Origin of the sequence: Achromobacter sp. Root170, assembly GCF_001428165.1 — a bacterium.
Lineage (GTDB): Bacteria > Pseudomonadota > Gammaproteobacteria > Burkholderiales > Burkholderiaceae_B > Achromobacter > Achromobacter mucicolens.
Map to the genome: position 1 here is coordinate 18,359 of NZ_LMHN01000004.1, position 13,959 is coordinate 32,317.

Annotated in this window: 13 protein-coding genes; 5 read left to right on the forward strand and 8 right to left on the reverse strand. The window is 64.6% G+C overall.

What is annotated here, in order from left to right; translation table 11 throughout:
• The first annotated feature begins 19 nt into the window (after nucleotides 1–19).
• The 4 genes from mreC to rodA are packed head-to-tail and all read left to right on the forward strand — an operon-like array spanning nucleotide 20 to nucleotide 4,537.
• On the forward strand, nucleotides 20–904 hold the full coding sequence (gene mreC, locus ASD87_RS07790; RefSeq protein ID WP_056319540.1) for a rod shape-determining protein MreC: 885 nt from the start codon (nucleotides 20–22) through the stop codon (nucleotides 902–904).
• A 49-nt stretch (nucleotides 905–953) separates the two neighbouring features.
• Entirely contained in the window at nucleotides 954–1,460 is a 507-nt protein-coding gene (mreD, locus tag ASD87_RS07795) for a rod shape-determining protein MreD (protein ID WP_108005818.1), read from the forward strand.
• Between the two features lie 15 nt (nucleotides 1,461–1,475).
• Nucleotides 1,476–3,404 carry a penicillin-binding protein 2 gene (gene mrdA, locus ASD87_RS07800; RefSeq protein ID WP_056319545.1) on the forward strand — a complete coding sequence of 643 codons (1,929 nt, stop codon included), beginning with the start codon at nucleotides 1,476–1,478 and terminating at the stop codon, nucleotides 3,402–3,404.
• Nucleotides 3,401–4,537 carry a rod shape-determining protein RodA gene (gene rodA, locus ASD87_RS07805; RefSeq protein WP_056319549.1) on the forward strand — a complete coding sequence of 379 codons (1,137 nt, stop codon included), beginning with the start codon at nucleotides 3,401–3,403 and terminating at the stop codon, nucleotides 4,535–4,537. The genes mrdA and rodA overlap by 4 nt, the downstream gene beginning before the upstream one ends.
• Before the next feature lie 1,205 nt (nucleotides 4,538–5,742).
• On the opposite strand, the gene ASD87_RS07810 is transcribed toward rodA, so the two are convergent.
• The 5 genes from ASD87_RS07810 to argB all read right to left on the reverse strand — a co-directional run bounded on the left by ASD87_RS07810 (nucleotide 5,743) and on the right by argB (nucleotide 10,920).
• Nucleotides 5,743–6,792 carry an Ldh family oxidoreductase gene (locus ASD87_RS07810; RefSeq protein ID WP_056319551.1) on the reverse strand — a complete coding sequence of 350 codons (1,050 nt, stop codon included), beginning with the start codon at nucleotides 6,790–6,792 and terminating at the stop codon, nucleotides 5,743–5,745.
• Between the two features lie 9 nt (nucleotides 6,793–6,801).
• Nucleotides 6,802–8,295 carry a DASS family sodium-coupled anion symporter gene (locus ASD87_RS07815; protein ID WP_056319553.1) on the reverse strand — a complete coding sequence of 498 codons (1,494 nt, stop codon included), beginning with the start codon at nucleotides 8,293–8,295 and terminating at the stop codon, nucleotides 6,802–6,804.
• Nucleotides 8,296–8,598: 303 nt separating this feature from the next.
• On the reverse strand, nucleotides 8,599–9,174 hold the full coding sequence (gene slmA / locus ASD87_RS07820; protein WP_056319559.1) for a nucleoid occlusion factor SlmA: 576 nt from the start codon (nucleotides 9,172–9,174) through the stop codon (nucleotides 8,599–8,601).
• 53 nt (nucleotides 9,175–9,227) lie between these two features.
• Nucleotides 9,228–9,974: a pyrimidine 5'-nucleotidase gene (locus ASD87_RS07825; protein ID WP_056319764.1), complete on the reverse strand. Its 747-nt coding sequence runs from the start codon at nucleotides 9,972–9,974 to the stop codon at nucleotides 9,228–9,230.
• Between the two features lie 43 nt (nucleotides 9,975–10,017).
• Nucleotides 10,018–10,920, reverse strand: coding sequence for an acetylglutamate kinase (gene argB, locus ASD87_RS07830; protein WP_013396740.1), 903 nt, complete (start codon nucleotides 10,918–10,920; stop codon nucleotides 10,018–10,020).
• 275 nt (nucleotides 10,921–11,195) lie between these two features.
• Between argB and ASD87_RS07835 the strand changes: the two genes are divergently transcribed.
• Nucleotides 11,196–11,984 carry a MetQ/NlpA family ABC transporter substrate-binding protein gene (locus tag ASD87_RS07835; RefSeq protein ID WP_056319563.1) on the forward strand — a complete coding sequence of 263 codons (789 nt, stop codon included), beginning with the start codon at nucleotides 11,196–11,198 and terminating at the stop codon, nucleotides 11,982–11,984.
• A gap of 118 nt (nucleotides 11,985–12,102) precedes the next feature.
• On the opposite strand, the gene ASD87_RS07840 is transcribed toward ASD87_RS07835, so the two are convergent.
• Genes ASD87_RS07840 through ASD87_RS07850 form a run of 3 tightly spaced genes read right to left on the reverse strand, consistent with a single transcriptional unit; the run spans nucleotide 12,103 to nucleotide 13,930 of the window.
• Nucleotides 12,103–12,597 carry a peroxiredoxin gene (locus tag ASD87_RS07840; RefSeq protein WP_056319566.1) on the reverse strand — a complete coding sequence of 165 codons (495 nt, stop codon included), beginning with the start codon at nucleotides 12,595–12,597 and terminating at the stop codon, nucleotides 12,103–12,105.
• Complete coding sequence (locus tag ASD87_RS07845) at nucleotides 12,594–13,340, reverse strand: BON domain-containing protein (RefSeq protein ID WP_056319569.1); 747 nt, start codon at nucleotides 13,338–13,340, stop codon at nucleotides 12,594–12,596. Before ASD87_RS07845 ends, ASD87_RS07840 begins: the two co-directional genes overlap by 4 nt.
• Nucleotides 13,337–13,930 carry a phosphoheptose isomerase gene (locus ASD87_RS07850; RefSeq protein WP_056319572.1) on the reverse strand — a complete coding sequence of 198 codons (594 nt, stop codon included), beginning with the start codon at nucleotides 13,928–13,930 and terminating at the stop codon, nucleotides 13,337–13,339. The genes ASD87_RS07845 and ASD87_RS07850 overlap by 4 nt, the downstream gene beginning before the upstream one ends.
• Nucleotides 13,931–13,959 lie beyond the last annotated feature (29 nt).

The following is a 13,959-nucleotide window of genomic DNA, read 5'->3' on the forward strand; positions in this document are numbered from 1 at the left end:
GGCGCCCGGGCTGAGATTCATGCAACGACAAGGGACTCCCCCCCTATTCAGGCGCGGCCCACCGGCAGAGGTGCGGCTGGTCGTTCTGGTCGTCCTTGCTCTGGCCCTGATCGTCATGGATTCACAATGGCGCATGCTGGAGCCGGCGCGCCGGACGATCGCCGTGGCGCTTTATCCCTTCCAGCGCGCCGTCATGGCGCCGCGCGACCTCGTCCAGCAAGTCAATGAGTGGGTCAACGCGGCCAATCTCATCCGCAGCGAAAACGAAGCCCTGCAACGCCAGCGCATCGAGCTTGCCCAGGTCGCGTCCCACGCCGCCCAGCTCGCCGCCGAAAACTCCCAGCTTCGCCGCCTGCTTGGTGTGACCGACACCGTGGCGCAGTCCGCGGTGGTGGTCGAAGTCATGTACGAACCCACCAACGCGTTCACCCAGCGTCTGGTGTTCAACAAGGGCAGCAAGGCCGGTCTTGCGCCGGGCATGCCCGTGATCGACGAAGGCGGCGTGGTCGGCCAGATCGTCCGCGTGACGCCGATGACCGCCGAGGCGGCCCTGGTCACCGACGAGCAGGTCTCCATCCCGGTGCAACTGCTGCGCAACGGACTGCGTCTGATTGCATTTGGCGGCAATTCCCCCGGCAAGATGGAAGTGCGTTACCTGGCGGCCAATGCCGACATCAAGGAAGGCGATACTATTGTCACCAGCGGCGTCGGCGGCCTCTTTCCCGCCGGCCTGCCCGTGGCCAAGGTGACCTCGGTCGAACGCGATACCGCATCCGGTTTCGCGCGCGCCGTGTGTGAACCCCTGGCCCACCCCGAACGCTATCGCCACTTCCTGGTTCTGCAAGTGGATGTGGATCGCGCCGAGTCCAACCGTCAGGAGGTCGATTCCGGTGGATCGGACTAACCAACAAGCCGCAGGGCAGTCTCCGCGCCGCCTTGGCACGCCCAGCAACGTGCAGCCCGACAGGCTGTCAGGGCCCGCGCATGCCTTCTTCGTGTGGGGCACCGTGCTGCTCGCGTGGCTGGTGTCGCTGCTGCCGTGGCGCCTGTGGCAGGGCGCGCCCGACGTGCTGCTGCTCATCATCGCCTTCTGGTGCGTGCACGAGCCGCGCCGCGTGGGCCTGTTCACCGCGTTCTTCTTCGGCCTGCTGATGGACGTGCACGACGCGGGCCTCTTGGGCGAGCACGCGCTGTCGTACACGCTCGTCGCCTACGGCGCGGTGGTCCTGCACCGCCGGCTGCAGCGCTTCGACCTCTGGAGCCAGGCGATGCACATGCTGCCTGTGTTCTTCATTGCGCGCTTTGTCACCCAGATCATCCACGCCTGGCTGGCCGGCAAATGGCCAGGCTGGGACTGGGGCATCAGCGTGCTGTTGACCGCCGCCCTGTGGCCGCTGGCGGGCTGGGTGCTGCACCTGCCGCAACGTGGTGTCGACGACGCCGAATCCTCATCCGCCTGACGGCGGCGTCGCGTCATGTTTGAATTCAAGAAAACCGGCCAGCAGCAGAAGCAGCGCTTCCGCCTGCGCGCGTGGGTGGGCGGCGCCTTCGCGCTGGTGTGCTTTGGCGTGCTGGTGGGCCGGTTCTGGTACCTGCAGGTCGACCGCTACGAAGGCCTGTCCGAACGCGCCGACCGCAACCGCATCGCGGTCGTGCCGATTCCGCCGCGCCGCGGCGAGATCCTGGACCGCAACGGCGAAGTCCTGGCCCGCAACTACCGCACCTATACCCTCGAAGTCGTGCCGGCCCACGCGGGCAACATGAACGAACTCTTCGAGCGCCTGACCGAAGTCGTCTACATCAGCCCGTCCGACCAGCGCCGCTTCAAGCGCCGCGCCGCCGAGTCCAGCCGCTACGCCAGTCTGCAGCTTCGCAACAACCTGAACGAAACCGAGGCCGCGTGGTTTGCCGCGCACGCGTTTCAATTTCCGGGCGTGGAACTGCGCGCCCGCTGGGTGCGCGAGTACCCGCAGGGCGTGTCGGCCGCGCATGTGGTGGGCTACATCGGCCGCATCGCCGACAACGACATCGAGGAACTGGACCGCGCCGGACAACTGGGCAACTATCGCGGCACCGAGGTCATCGGCAAGAAGGGCATCGAAAAGACCTGGGAAGAGCAACTGCACGGCCGCACCGGCCTTGAAGAAGTCGAGGTGACGGCGGGCGGTCGGCCCATGCGCACGCTGCGCCGCATCGATCCGGTTCCTGGCTCGGACATCATGCTGTCCATCGACATGGGACTGCAGAAAGTGGCCGAAGAGGCGTTCGAAGGCCAGCGCGGCGCGCTTGTCGCCATCGATCCGGACACGGGCGAAGTGCTGGCTTTCGTGTCGCAGCCGTCATTCGATCCGAACCTCTTTGTGGACGGCATCGATGTCGACAATTGGCGCATGCTGAACGAATCGCCGGACCATCCCCTGATCAACCGTCCCCTGTACGGCACCTATCCCATCGGCTCCACCTACAAGCCCTTCGTGGGTCTGGCCGCGCTGGAGCTGGGCAAGCGCCGCGCGACCGACCGTATCTCGGACCCGGGCTACTACGAATTCGGCGGACAGAAGTTCCGCAACGCCGGCGGCGCAGCCTATGGCATGACGGACATGCACAAGGCCATCGTCGTGTCCTCCGACACGTATTTCTATTCGCTCGGCCCCGAAATCGGCGTGAACGCCCTGCACGATTTCACCAAGCAGTTCGGGTTTGGCCAGATCACGGGCATCGACCTGGAAGGCGAAAAGCGCGGCGTGCTGCCGTCCACCGACTGGAAGCGCGCGGCCTACAAGGACAAGGAACGCCAGCGCTGGTACGCGGGCGAGACCATTTCCGTCGCGGTGGGCCAGGGCTACAACGCGTTCACGCTGCTTCAACTGGCGCAGGGCACTTCCACGCTGGCCAACAACGGGCTGTACCGCCGTCCGCACCTGGTGCACGCGGTGCGCGATCCGCGCTCGGGTGTGGCCAAGCCGACCGAGTCGCCGCCCGACTATCGCATTCCGCTCAAGCAGGCCAATGTGGACGTCATCAAAAATGCCATGGCCGACGTGGTGCGGGCCGGCACGGCGCGGCGCGCGTTCGCCAACACGCCCTACCAGGCCGCCGGCAAGACCGGCACCGCGCAAGTGTTCAGCCTGCGCGGCGGCCACTACCGCGCCAGCGCCATCGACGAACGTCTGCGCGATCACGCGCTGTTCATGGGCTTCGCGCCGCTTGAGCACCCGCGCATCGCCGTGGCGCTGATCGTCGAGAACGCCGGCTGGGGCGCCAGCGTGGCGGCCCCCGTCGCGCGCAAGGTCTTCGACTACTGGCTGGCCAAGGACCGCCAGGACAAGATCGTTCGTCCCGAGCGCGCGGACACCATGGCGACCGTCGACGACATCGCCTCCGACCTGGTGCGCCAACAATGAAGCGCCTTGGCCTGATCCTGCTGCGCGTCTTCACGGCCTTCGACTGGCCGCTGCTCGCGATCCTGATGATGTTCGCGGCGCTGGGCCTGACGGTGATGCACTCGGCCGTCGGCGGCACCGACTGGCGTTTTGCGGAACAGTCGCGCAATTTCATCATCGCCTTCTTCGCGATGTGGACGATGGCGCTGATTCCGCCGAAGCTGCTGATGAAGCTGGCCTTGCCGTTCTACGTGGTGGGGGTGGTGCTTCTGCTGGGCGTCGAATTCTTCGGCGAAACCAGCAAGGGCGCGACCCGCTGGCTGAACCTGGGCGTGACGCGCATCCAGCCGTCCGAGATGATGAAGATCGCGGTGCCGATGATGCTGGCCTGGTACTTCCAGCGCCACGAAGGCGCAGTCCGCGTGCGCGACTTCCTCGCCGCGGCCGCGATGCTGGCCGCGCCTTTCGGCCTGATCGTGCTGCAGCCCGACCTGGGCACGGCGCTGCTGGTGTTCGGCGCGGGCTTTTTCGTGATCTATTTCGCCGGCCTCTCGTTCAAGCTGCTGGTGCCGGTCATGCTGGCTGGCATCATTGCCATCGGCACGCTGGTCTACTACGAAGACCAGCTCTGCGAGCCGGACGTGGACTGGGTGGTGCTGCACGATTACCAGAAGCACCGGGTCTGCACGCTGCTCAATCCCAGCTCCGATCCGCTGGGCAAGGGCTTTCACACGATCCAATCTATGATCGCGGTGGGCTCCGGCGGCGTCTACGGCAAGGGCTACATGAAGGGGACGCAGACGCACCTGGACTTCATCCCCGAACGCACGACCGACTTCATCTTCGCGGTGTACGCCGAGGAATTCGGCCTGTACGGCGGCATCGCAATCCTGGTGCTGTACGGCCTGATGATGGCGCGCGGTTTGACGATCGCGTCCCGCGCCTCATCGCAATTCGGCCGCCTGCTGGCCGGCGCGCTGACGATGATGCTGTTCATCTATGTCTTCGTGAACGTCGGGATGGTGACGGGGATCCTGCCCGTGGTGGGGGTGCCGTTGCCTTTCATGAGCTACGGGGGGACGGCGTTGTTCACGATGGGGATTGCGTTTGGGATCATGATGAGTATTAGTCGGCATCGGTCTGTGAAGACTTGATGTTGATGGTTGTTCTTCGTCGGTCGGTGTCTCTGTGACTTGGAGTTCTTCTTAGGGCGATGATCTTCGTGCCGTGGAGTGCTTTGCAGGTCGATGATCTTCGTGTCGTGGAGCTCTGCGTAGGGCGATAGTCTTGCGCTACGGAGTTCTTCGTAGGTCGCCCGACGCCGCGGTCACCGTGGGCACGATCGCCCACGATTGCGGTCCGGAGCCTTCGCTCCGGACTACCCCGTTGTCATCTTCGTCCGCCTTCGGCTCCCTTCAGATTCCCTCGGGCGCATCGACGGCGCTCGCACCCACGGTGCCCGCGACGCCGTGCTGCCAGATCGGCATCGGGCCGGTGGGACGTCGTGGCGGTGTGCGCTTCGCGCTGGCGGAGGTTGGTGTGCTGATGGCATCACGAACAAGGGGTGGGGCGGTGATGGGCGGCGCGCGTCGACCGCCTGCCACAACTTGCCGACCCGTACGCGCGCCGCCCATCGGGCACTGGAGATCAAGTGACGGTTAATGGCGAGCCGGGCGCGATTCGCAGATGGGTTCGGACAGCGGAATGAGTGTCGGCTTTCTGCCGGTGTCTGACACCCTAGGGAAAAGCACTTGGTATGACGGAAATCTCACCAGGGTGTCAGACACCTTGTATCGCGCCGCCCATCGGGCACTGGCGTTCAAGTGACGAATAATGGCGAGCCGAGCGTGATTTGCAGTTGGGTTCGGACAGCGGAATGAGTGTCGGCTTTCCGTCTTGTGCCGGTGTCTGACACCTTGAGCCGTCGCAGCCACACGCGAAGCGTCATCACCACGACGCAAGACGCCGCGTAAGCCCCCGAAGGCCGCCCGCGCGGCCGCCCGGGGGCGGGCACCGCAAGATCTTTCTCTCTCCCCCCATCGTGGGCAAGAACCTAAAGAACCCAACTCGCCCCGCCGCCGGCAAAGCTGAAGCGACTGGAGCACGTCGTAGCGGGGGCTGGGGTGCGCGGGGCGTGTAGATGCGCCCGAGGGAAACCGAAGGGAGCCGAAGGCGTACGAGGTTGACGAAGGGGCAGTCCGGAGCGAAGGCTCCGGACCGCAATCGTAGCCCCGCGCACCCCAGCCCCCGCTGCGGCGGGCGTCAAAAGAACCCGCCTGAATGCCAGCCTCAACGTTTCGCCATTGAAACTGCCATCGCTAACACCGACCGCTTCAACGCCGCCGTTTCAAAACCTTCCTCAAGGCAACGCTTCAGGCACCCCAAGCTCCACGGCCAACTTCGTCAACCCGTCCCAAATCCGGCTATCAAACTCCACCGAATCCGCATTGACCGCCCGATTGCGAGCCTCGTACTCCCCCGGATACTGCACCGCTTCCACGCCGGGTTGCGGCTTGCACGCATGCAGGTAGTCGATGAAGGCGCCGACTTCCATCGACCGCCAATCCGTATTGAAGTCCACCTGCGGATCCAGCAGCAGCGCGAACATGTTGTTCGTCGCCACGCCGATGCGCGGATGTTCCGGTTGGATGGTGCCGCCGCCGGACAGTACGCCGGCAAGCAGTTCGGCGACCAGCCCCAGCGCGTAACCCTTGTGGCCGCCGAATGGCAGCAGTGCGCCGGGCGGGTCGGTGAAGAGCGCGCCCGGGTCCGTCGTAGGGTTGCCGTCGGCATCGATCAGCGATCCCGGCGGCGCCTGTTCGCCTTTCGCCGCCAGCACGCGCGCCTTGTTCACCGCGATCGAGCTGGTGGCCATGTCCACGATGAACGGCGGACGTCCGCCAGGCAGGGGGCCGGCAAAGCACAGCGGGTTCGTGGTCAGGCACGCCTGAGCGCCGCCGAACGGGGCGACGGTGGGCGAGCGGTTGATCACGTTGGTGAAGGCCAGCAGGATCAGGCCCTTGGCCGCCACCATTTCGCCAAAATGGCCCATGCGGCCAAGGTGATGGCTGTGGCGCAGGGTCAGAATGCACTGGCCGTGTTCCTGTGTGCGCTCGATCGCCTTTTCGATGACGACCTTGCCCACGTACTGACCGAGTCCGTGGTGGCCGTCGTAGGCCAGCATGGCGCCACGGTCGTTGAGGAGTTCTGGCCGGCCGTCGGGTTGGGCCAGGCCCTCGGACAACACGCGGCGGTAGTTGGTCAGGATGGACAGGCCGTGGCTGGTGTAGCCGACACGGTCGGATTCCACCAGGTGTTCGGCCACGTCGCGGGCGATGTCCTCGGGCACGCCTTGTGCCATCAGCACCCGGCGGCCGTATTCGTTGGCTTGGGCAATCGTGATCTTCATGAAGATTCCTTACAGCCAGCCCAGCCAGCGCCAGTACGTCATGCCCATCAGCAGCATCAGCAGGTAGCCGACGATGGTCACGATGATCCCGACCTTGGCGAACTGCTTGGCGTTGAAGGTCTCGGTGCCCAGGCACACCATGTTTTGCGGCGCGTTGATGGGCAGGATGAAGCCGTAGCTGACCACGAAGCCCAGCAGCATCGTCATGCCCAGGCGGCTGAAGTCGCCCGGCAGCGTTGCCAGCACCGAGATCAGGATGGGCAGCATGGCAGAGGTCAGTGCAGTGGCGCTGGCAAAGCCCAGGTGGATCACGATCAGGAAGGCGGCCAGGATGGCGAAGATGGCGAGCGGGCCAAGGTGGTCCAGGCCGGTGTGATGCACCACCTGGTTGCCCAGCCATTGGCCGGCCTGCGTCGTGAGAAGCGCGGTGCCCAAGCTGATGCCGACACCGAACACGATCACCGTGCCCCATGGGATGCGCGACTGCACGTCTTTCCATGTCATCACACCAAAGCGCGGCAACATCAGCAGCACGAGGCCGAAGTAGGTGGTCGAGGTGGTGTCGAACTTGTGCAGCTTGCCTTCGGTCGACCAGAACAGCAGCAACATGATGGACACAGCCATCAGGCGCTTCTGTGCGCCGGTCATGGGACCGAGGTCGAGCAGCGACTTTTCGACGGCTTCCTTGCCGCCGGCAATGCTGTTGCTTTCAGGCGGCAGCAGCTTGAGCACGATGACGATCAGCACGGCGGACATGATGAGCGACCAGGGGGCGCCGGCAATCAGCCAGTCCGACCAGGCCACGCGTTCGCCCAGCATCTTTTCCATGAAGCCGACCGTCAGCAGGTTCTGCGCTGCGGCGGTCTGGATGCCGACGTTCCAGATGCTGGTGGCCTGGGCCACGATGATCATGATGCCGGCGGCGATGTTCGAGCGCTTGTCCACGCCGAAGGCCGCGATCACGCCCATCATGATGGGCACCACGGCGGCGCTGCGCGCGGTGGCGCTGGGCACGACCAGGCTCAGCACGATCGTCACGGCGATACATCCGATGAGGATGCGGCGCGTGCTGGTGCCCACCTTGGACAACGTGACCAGCGCGATGCGGCGGTCCAGCCCCGTGAAGGTCATGGCGGCGGCAATGAACAAGGCGCCGGTGACCAGCGCCAGCGCCGAGTTTGCGAAGCCGGTGAGCGCCATGCTGATGGCGGCCGACGTGCCGTACAGAACGTTGGGATCCTTGATGGTGGGAGCTGTGCCCAGCAGGAAGGCCATCAGCGTCGTGATCATGATGGCGCTGGCTTCGTAGGAGACGGCTTCAGTGATCCAGACGACCACGGCAAACGCCAGGATTGCCAGCATGCGGTGGCCTGCGACGGGCAGGTCTGCCGGCAAGGGCATCATTAAAACGCCGATCATCACGAGGATGCCGGCGACGAGCCCGATTGGGATTTTGGCTTTTTTGGGGGCTTGCGAGGCGGGGACTGCGGTTTCCGCGGCCATATCCTTCTCCGGTTGAGGTCAAACTGACGAAACACCGCCCGCGAGCACGGGGTCAATCAAATCGGTGTGTCGACGCTACAGGATGATCGTGACGGCATTGAGGAAAACCCGTATTGATGAACATCAAGCAAGCGGAGAACAGCGCTTGTGGAAAACTTGTCCCGGGCATTATGCTCGTCGCCCCCTGCGTGGGGCAAGCAAGTGAGTGTTGCATTTACACGAACCAATCGGGTCACGATGAATGCGTTTTACCCCGCAAGGGCCGCGCGCATTGTTCCGTGAAATGATGCTAATGCAGGCGGTTCAGCCCAAGGCCAGGCGCAGTTGTTCGTCCAGATGCAGCGTGGGGGTGACGCGCCATCCGCTTTGGGCGTAGCGCAGCCAGCGGCCCAGCACCAGATGCGTCAGCAGGCTGGCGTGCGCGGCGACATTGGCTTCCTGCGGCAGGCCGCCGTCGGTGATCGCGATGCGCAGCGACTGCTTTAGCGACGCCTCGATGCGATCGTTGATGTGGTTGATGCGTTCCTGCAGCCGATTGTCTTCGGTGACCAGCGCGTCGCCGGTCAGCACTCGCGTCATGCCCTTGTTGCGTTCCGAGAAGGTCAGCAGCATGGCGACCGTCTTGTGCGCCTGGGGCACGCCGTAGGGCTCGGCGGTGGCGATCTGGTTCACCAGCGTGAAGATGCTGGTTTCGATGAATTCGATCAGCCCCTCGAACATTTGCGCCTTGCTGGCGAAGTGCCGGTAGAGGGCGGCTTCGGAAACCTCGAGGCGCGCGGCCAGCGCGGCCGTGGTGATGCGGGACGCGTGCGGCTGCTCCAGCATTTCGGCCAGAGTCTGCAGAATCTGGGTCTTGCGCTCGCCGGGTTTGCTCGCCATGGAAGGGACTGCTTCGCGCAGGATGACGGGTGGAGGGGGAATGGAGCGCGCCGTCAGGCCCGCAGGGGGCGTCGGCGTAACAACAAATCACTGACGCAGTTTACCCGCAAGTCGACGTAGGCCGGACGGTGCGAGCGTCCGCGGCCGAAGGGCGTGCCGGGGTGGTAGACGTGGACCGTCTTTAAGCCCGCCACGCGGGCGCCCCGCAAGTTGGCGAGCGTGTCTTCCACGAGCACGGCGCGGTGGGCGGGAACGCCTTCGCGCGCCAGCACGTAGCGCAGCAGCGCCGCGGAAGGCTTGGGACGGTATTGGCCATGCAGCCGCATGTGCTCGATGGCCCACAGGCTGTCGAACTGGCGCAGGATGCCCAGGTGCGACAGGACGGACCGCGCATAGTGCAGCGGCGCGTTGGTAAGCAGCACCTTGCGGCCGGGCAGGCGGCGCAGCTTGTCGGCGAGCGCCTTTTCCGACCGCATCAGCGGCGCGACGTCGAAGTCATGGCTGCGATGCAGGAATTCATGCGCATTGACGCCGTGGTGCCGCACCATGCCGATCATGGTGGCGCCGTAGCGTTTCCAGTACTGCGACCGCACCAGGTTGGCGGCATCCACGTCCACGTTGAGCGCCTCGGCCACCGCCATCGTCATGCCGTGATCGATCTTGGAGAAGATGGCGTGCGAGGTGTCGTGGAGCGTGTTGTCCAGGTCGAAGAGCCACAGGCGCTCGGGCGCGCCCGTGGCGATCCCGCGCGACCGGCGCATGCGGACCGCGGGCCGCAGCAGCTGGCGACGCGCTTGCATCATGAGAGGCTCACGGCGCGCAGTGCTGCGGAATCGGGCTGCATCAGTGCGAGCTGATCATCGTGCCGACGCCCTGGTCGGTCAGGATTTCAAGAAGCAGGCAGTGCGGCACGCGGCCGTCGACGATGTGCACCGAGTTCACGCCGTTCTTGGCTGCGTCCAGCGCGGACGAGATCTTGGGCAACATGCCGCCGGAGATCGTGCCGTCGGCAAAGAGCTCGTCGATGGTCTGGGCGGACAGGCTGCGCAGCAGCTTGCCGCCCTTGTCCAGCACCCCGGGGGTGTTGGTCAGCATCAGCAGCTTCTCGGCGCCCAGCACTTCGGCCATCTTGCCGGCGACCACGTCGGCGTTGATGTTGTACGCCGTGCCGTCCTCGCCATAGCCGATGGGCGAGATGACGGGAATGAACTGGTCGTCTTGCAGGGCCTTCACGACGGCCGGTTCGACCATGGTGATGTCGCCCACGAAGCCGATGTCGATGGGCTCGGACGGGTTGTCCTTGTTGGCCATCAGTTTCTTCTGGGCCTGGATCAGGCCGCCGTCCTTGCCGGTCAGGCCCACGGCCTTGCCGCCGACCTCGTTGATCATCATGACGATGTCCTGCTGGACCTGGCCGCCCAGCACCCATTCCACGACTTCCATGGTCTCGGCGTCGGTGACGCGCATGCCCTGGATGAAGGTGCCTTGCTTGCCAATGCGGCGCAGGGCGTCATCGATCTGCGGACCACCGCCGTGGACCACCACCGGGTTCAGACCCACCAGCTTGAGCAGCACGACATCGTGCGCGAAGCTGCGCTGCAATCGCTCTTCCGTCATGGCGTTGCCGCCGTACTTGACCACGATGGTCTTGCCGTGAAATCGTCGGATATACGGCAGAGCCTCGGACAGCACGGCGGCTTTGACGGCGGGAGACGAAACGGCAGCAGGGTCGGGGGTGTCGGTCATGGCAGCTAAGTCGGCAAATAAATAACAGGTAAGTTAGCGGGCGTTAAAAAAATGCCTGCACAAGAACGCGGTTGGAACGCGGCTAGCGCAAGCATACGACGGATTGTAGTCCCCTCAGGTTTCTTATGCTGGAAAGCCATGTCCTTATGCCCGACAAATAACCGGCATTCAGGTAAATTGGGGGCGTTTTCACAACGGCTGGCCCCGCAAAAGGGGGCTCGCCCGAACCTGCGGGGACATCTATCCCCGTTTTTCATACATAAAAGAGGCAAGACATGCGTTTGAACTTCGTCCGTTCCGCCCTGGCGGCGTCGGTCCTTCTGGTTGCCGCCAATGCGGCCCATGCCGAGAAGGTGGTCGTCGGCGCCACGCAGGTTCCGCACGCCGAGATCCTTGAAGTGGTCAAGCCCAAGCTGGCCAAGGAAGGCGTGGAGCTCGACATCAAGGTGTTCAGCGACTACGTGCAGCCCAACCTGCAACTGGCGGACAAGCAGCTGGACGCCAACTTCTTCCAGCACAAGCCGTACCTGGACAGCTTCAACAAGGACCGCAAGGCGACCCTCGTGCCGGTGGCGCTGGTCCACGTCGAGCCCTTCGGCGGTTACTCCAAGAAGATCAAGAGCCTGTCGGACCTGAAGGACGGCGCCACGGTCGCCATCCCCAATGATCCGTCCAACGGCGGCCGCGCACTGGTGCTGCTGCAAAAGCAGGGCGTCATCAAGCTCAAGGACCCGGCCAACATCCTGGCCACGGCCGCGGATGTTGTCGAGAACCCCAAGAAGCTGAAGTTCCGCGAACTGGAAGCGGCCATGCTGCCGCGAGCGCTGGACGACGTGGACCTGGCGCTGATCAACACCAACTATGCGCTGGAAGCTGGGCTCGTGCCGACCAAGGACGCCCTGTTCATCGAAGGCGCCGATTCGCCCTACGCCAACGTGCTGGTCACCCGCAGCGACAACAAGGACGCCCCGGGCATCAAGAAGCTGGTCGACGCGCTGCACTCGCCGGAGGTCAAGACCTTCATCCAGGAAAAGTACAAGGGCGCGGTGGTTCCCGCCTTCTGATGCGCAGCGCGCGGGTGGCCGTGAACCGCCCGCTCCCGCCCATCGGCATGCCCCAAACAAAACGCCGCCCGTTATTTTGCGGGCGGCGTTTTGTTTGGGGGCAGCTTGCGTGGGCGGATCAGCCGGCGGCCAGGGCCTTTTCCACCGTGGCGTGGAATTCGGCCTTGTCGTATTCGCCCAGATAACGCTTGATGATGCGTCCCTCTTTGTCGATGAGGAACGCCGTGGGCGTCAGGCGGATGTCGCCGAAGGCGCGCGCGATGTCGCCTTTGGTGTCCAGCGCAACGGGGAACGGCAGCTTGCGGGTCTCGGCGAAGTTCAGCACGAAGTTGGGCGGGTCGTAATTCATGGCGACCGCAATGGCCTCATACCCTTTGTCCGCATACTCGTTGTAGGCGGAGATGGTGTCGGGCATTTGCTTGACGCACGTGACGCAGCTGGTCGCCCAGAACTTGACCAGCACGACCTTGCCGCGCAGGTCCTGCATCGAGAACGTCTTGCCTTCCAGGGTGGTGAAGGTGACGTCGGGGGCGGTCTGGGCCGGGCGCATGGCGAACCACGCGCCGATGCCGACTGCGACGAGAACTGCGAGCGCTACGATGGCTTTTTTCATTTGATGGGCATTGCTTCGACGCCGCCGCTCGTGCCGCCGGTGCCGGCCGCATTGTCGGTGGCCGGACCGGTGCCGCTTTCGATGGGCGCCTTGCTTTCCGTGGTTGCGGGTTTGGAGCCGCTGCCCGACAGGCGGATGGCTTCTTCGCGGCTGATGGTTTCAAAGAGCTTGACCACCTTGGTCACGCCGCCCACGTCGGCGGTGGCGTTGGCGGCGTAGTCGCCTTCGGCCTGGGTGACCTTGCCCATCAGGTAGACGACGCCGCGGTCAGTCGTGACGGCGATGGTGCCGGAGGGCACGTACTTGGTGTTGAGCAGGGCGGTCTTGACCTTGGAGGTCAGCCAGGTGTCGTTGGAGCGCTGGCCAAACGAGGCGATGGGGCCGACATTGAGCTGGTTGATGACCTGCTTCACGTTTTCCACGCCCTGGGCAATGGTGGTGGCCTGGTTCTTGGCTTCTTCGGAGGGCACGTCGCCCGTCAACAGAAGGTGGCCGCCGTAGGCCATGGCATTGACGCGTGCGGTATCGCCCAGCTTCTGGGAGATCAGGTTCTGCGCCTTGAACGCCATGTTCTGGTCTTCGAGCTGGACGCCGGACGTGCGGCGGTCGGTGACGACGACCGCCGTGGTGGCGGCGGCGCCGCCCACGATCAAAGGCGCGCAGGCCGTCAGCGAAAGCGCCGCGGTGGACAACGCGGCGGCAAGCATCAGCGGGCGGACTGCGGGTCTGACGTCAAGAATCATTCGGTGTCTCCAAGCAGAAGAGCGTCGATGCCGTCGCACAGCGCGTGCAGCAGCAGAATATGGACTTCCTGGATGCGCATGGTGCGATCGCTGGGAACACATAGATGGACGTCCATCGGGGTAATGAGTTCCCCCATGACGCCGCCGCCCTTGCCGGTCAGGGCCAGGACGTGCATTTCGCGTGCGCTGGCGGCTTCCATGGCGCGGACCACGTTGGGCGAATTGCCGCTGGTGGAAATGGCCACGAGCACGTCGCCGGCCTGCCCGAAGGCGTTGACCTGCCGTTCAAAGACTTCGTCAAAGCCGTAGTCGTTGCCGACCGCCGTGAGGATGGAGGTGTCGGTATTGAGCGCGATGCCCGCGAGCGGCAGGCGTTCGCGTTCGAAGCGGCCCACCAGCTCGGCGATGAAATGTTGCGCGTCGGCGGCCGAGCCGCCATTGCCGCAAGCCAGAATCTTGCCGTTGTTCGCCAGGGCGCCGAACAGCACGTCCACGGCCACGGCCAGCGGTTCGGCCAGGACGTTCATGCTTTGTTCGTGAGCGGCCATGGCGTCGCGAAAGTGCGACGTCATACGAGAGGTCATATCCATGGGCGCGATTATCTCACGGGGCCGGGCCG

Coding starts and splice junctions, on each gene's coding strand:
- mreC (WP_056319540.1), top strand. CDS start 20: ATGCAACGACAAGGGACTCCCCCCCTATTCAGGCGCGGCCCACCGGCA.
- mrdA (WP_056319545.1), top strand. CDS start 1,476: ATGTTTGAATTCAAGAAAACCGGCCAGCAGCAGAAGCAGCGCTTCCGC.
- rodA (WP_056319549.1), top strand. CDS start 3,401: ATGAAGCGCCTTGGCCTGATCCTGCTGCGCGTCTTCACGGCCTTCGAC.
- ASD87_RS07810 (WP_056319551.1), bottom strand. CDS start 6,792: ATGAAGATCACGATTGCCCAAGCCAACGAATACGGCCGCCGGGTGCTG.
- ASD87_RS07815 (WP_056319553.1), bottom strand. CDS start 8,295: ATGGCCGCGGAAACCGCAGTCCCCGCCTCGCAAGCCCCCAAAAAAGCC.
- slmA (WP_056319559.1), bottom strand. CDS start 9,174: ATGGCGAGCAAACCCGGCGAGCGCAAGACCCAGATTCTGCAGACTCTG.
- ASD87_RS07825 (WP_056319764.1), bottom strand. CDS start 9,974: ATGCAAGCGCGTCGCCAGCTGCTGCGGCCCGCGGTCCGCATGCGCCGG.
- argB (WP_013396740.1), bottom strand. CDS start 10,920: ATGACCGACACCCCCGACCCTGCTGCCGTTTCGTCTCCCGCCGTCAAA.
- ASD87_RS07835 (WP_056319563.1), top strand. CDS start 11,196: ATGCGTTTGAACTTCGTCCGTTCCGCCCTGGCGGCGTCGGTCCTTCTG.
- ASD87_RS07840 (WP_056319566.1), bottom strand. CDS start 12,597: ATGAAAAAAGCCATCGTAGCGCTCGCAGTTCTCGTCGCAGTCGGCATC.
- ASD87_RS07845 (WP_056319569.1), bottom strand. CDS start 13,340: ATGATTCTTGACGTCAGACCCGCAGTCCGCCCGCTGATGCTTGCCGCC.
- ASD87_RS07850 (WP_056319572.1), bottom strand. CDS start 13,930: ATGGATATGACCTCTCGTATGACGTCGCACTTTCGCGACGCCATGGCC.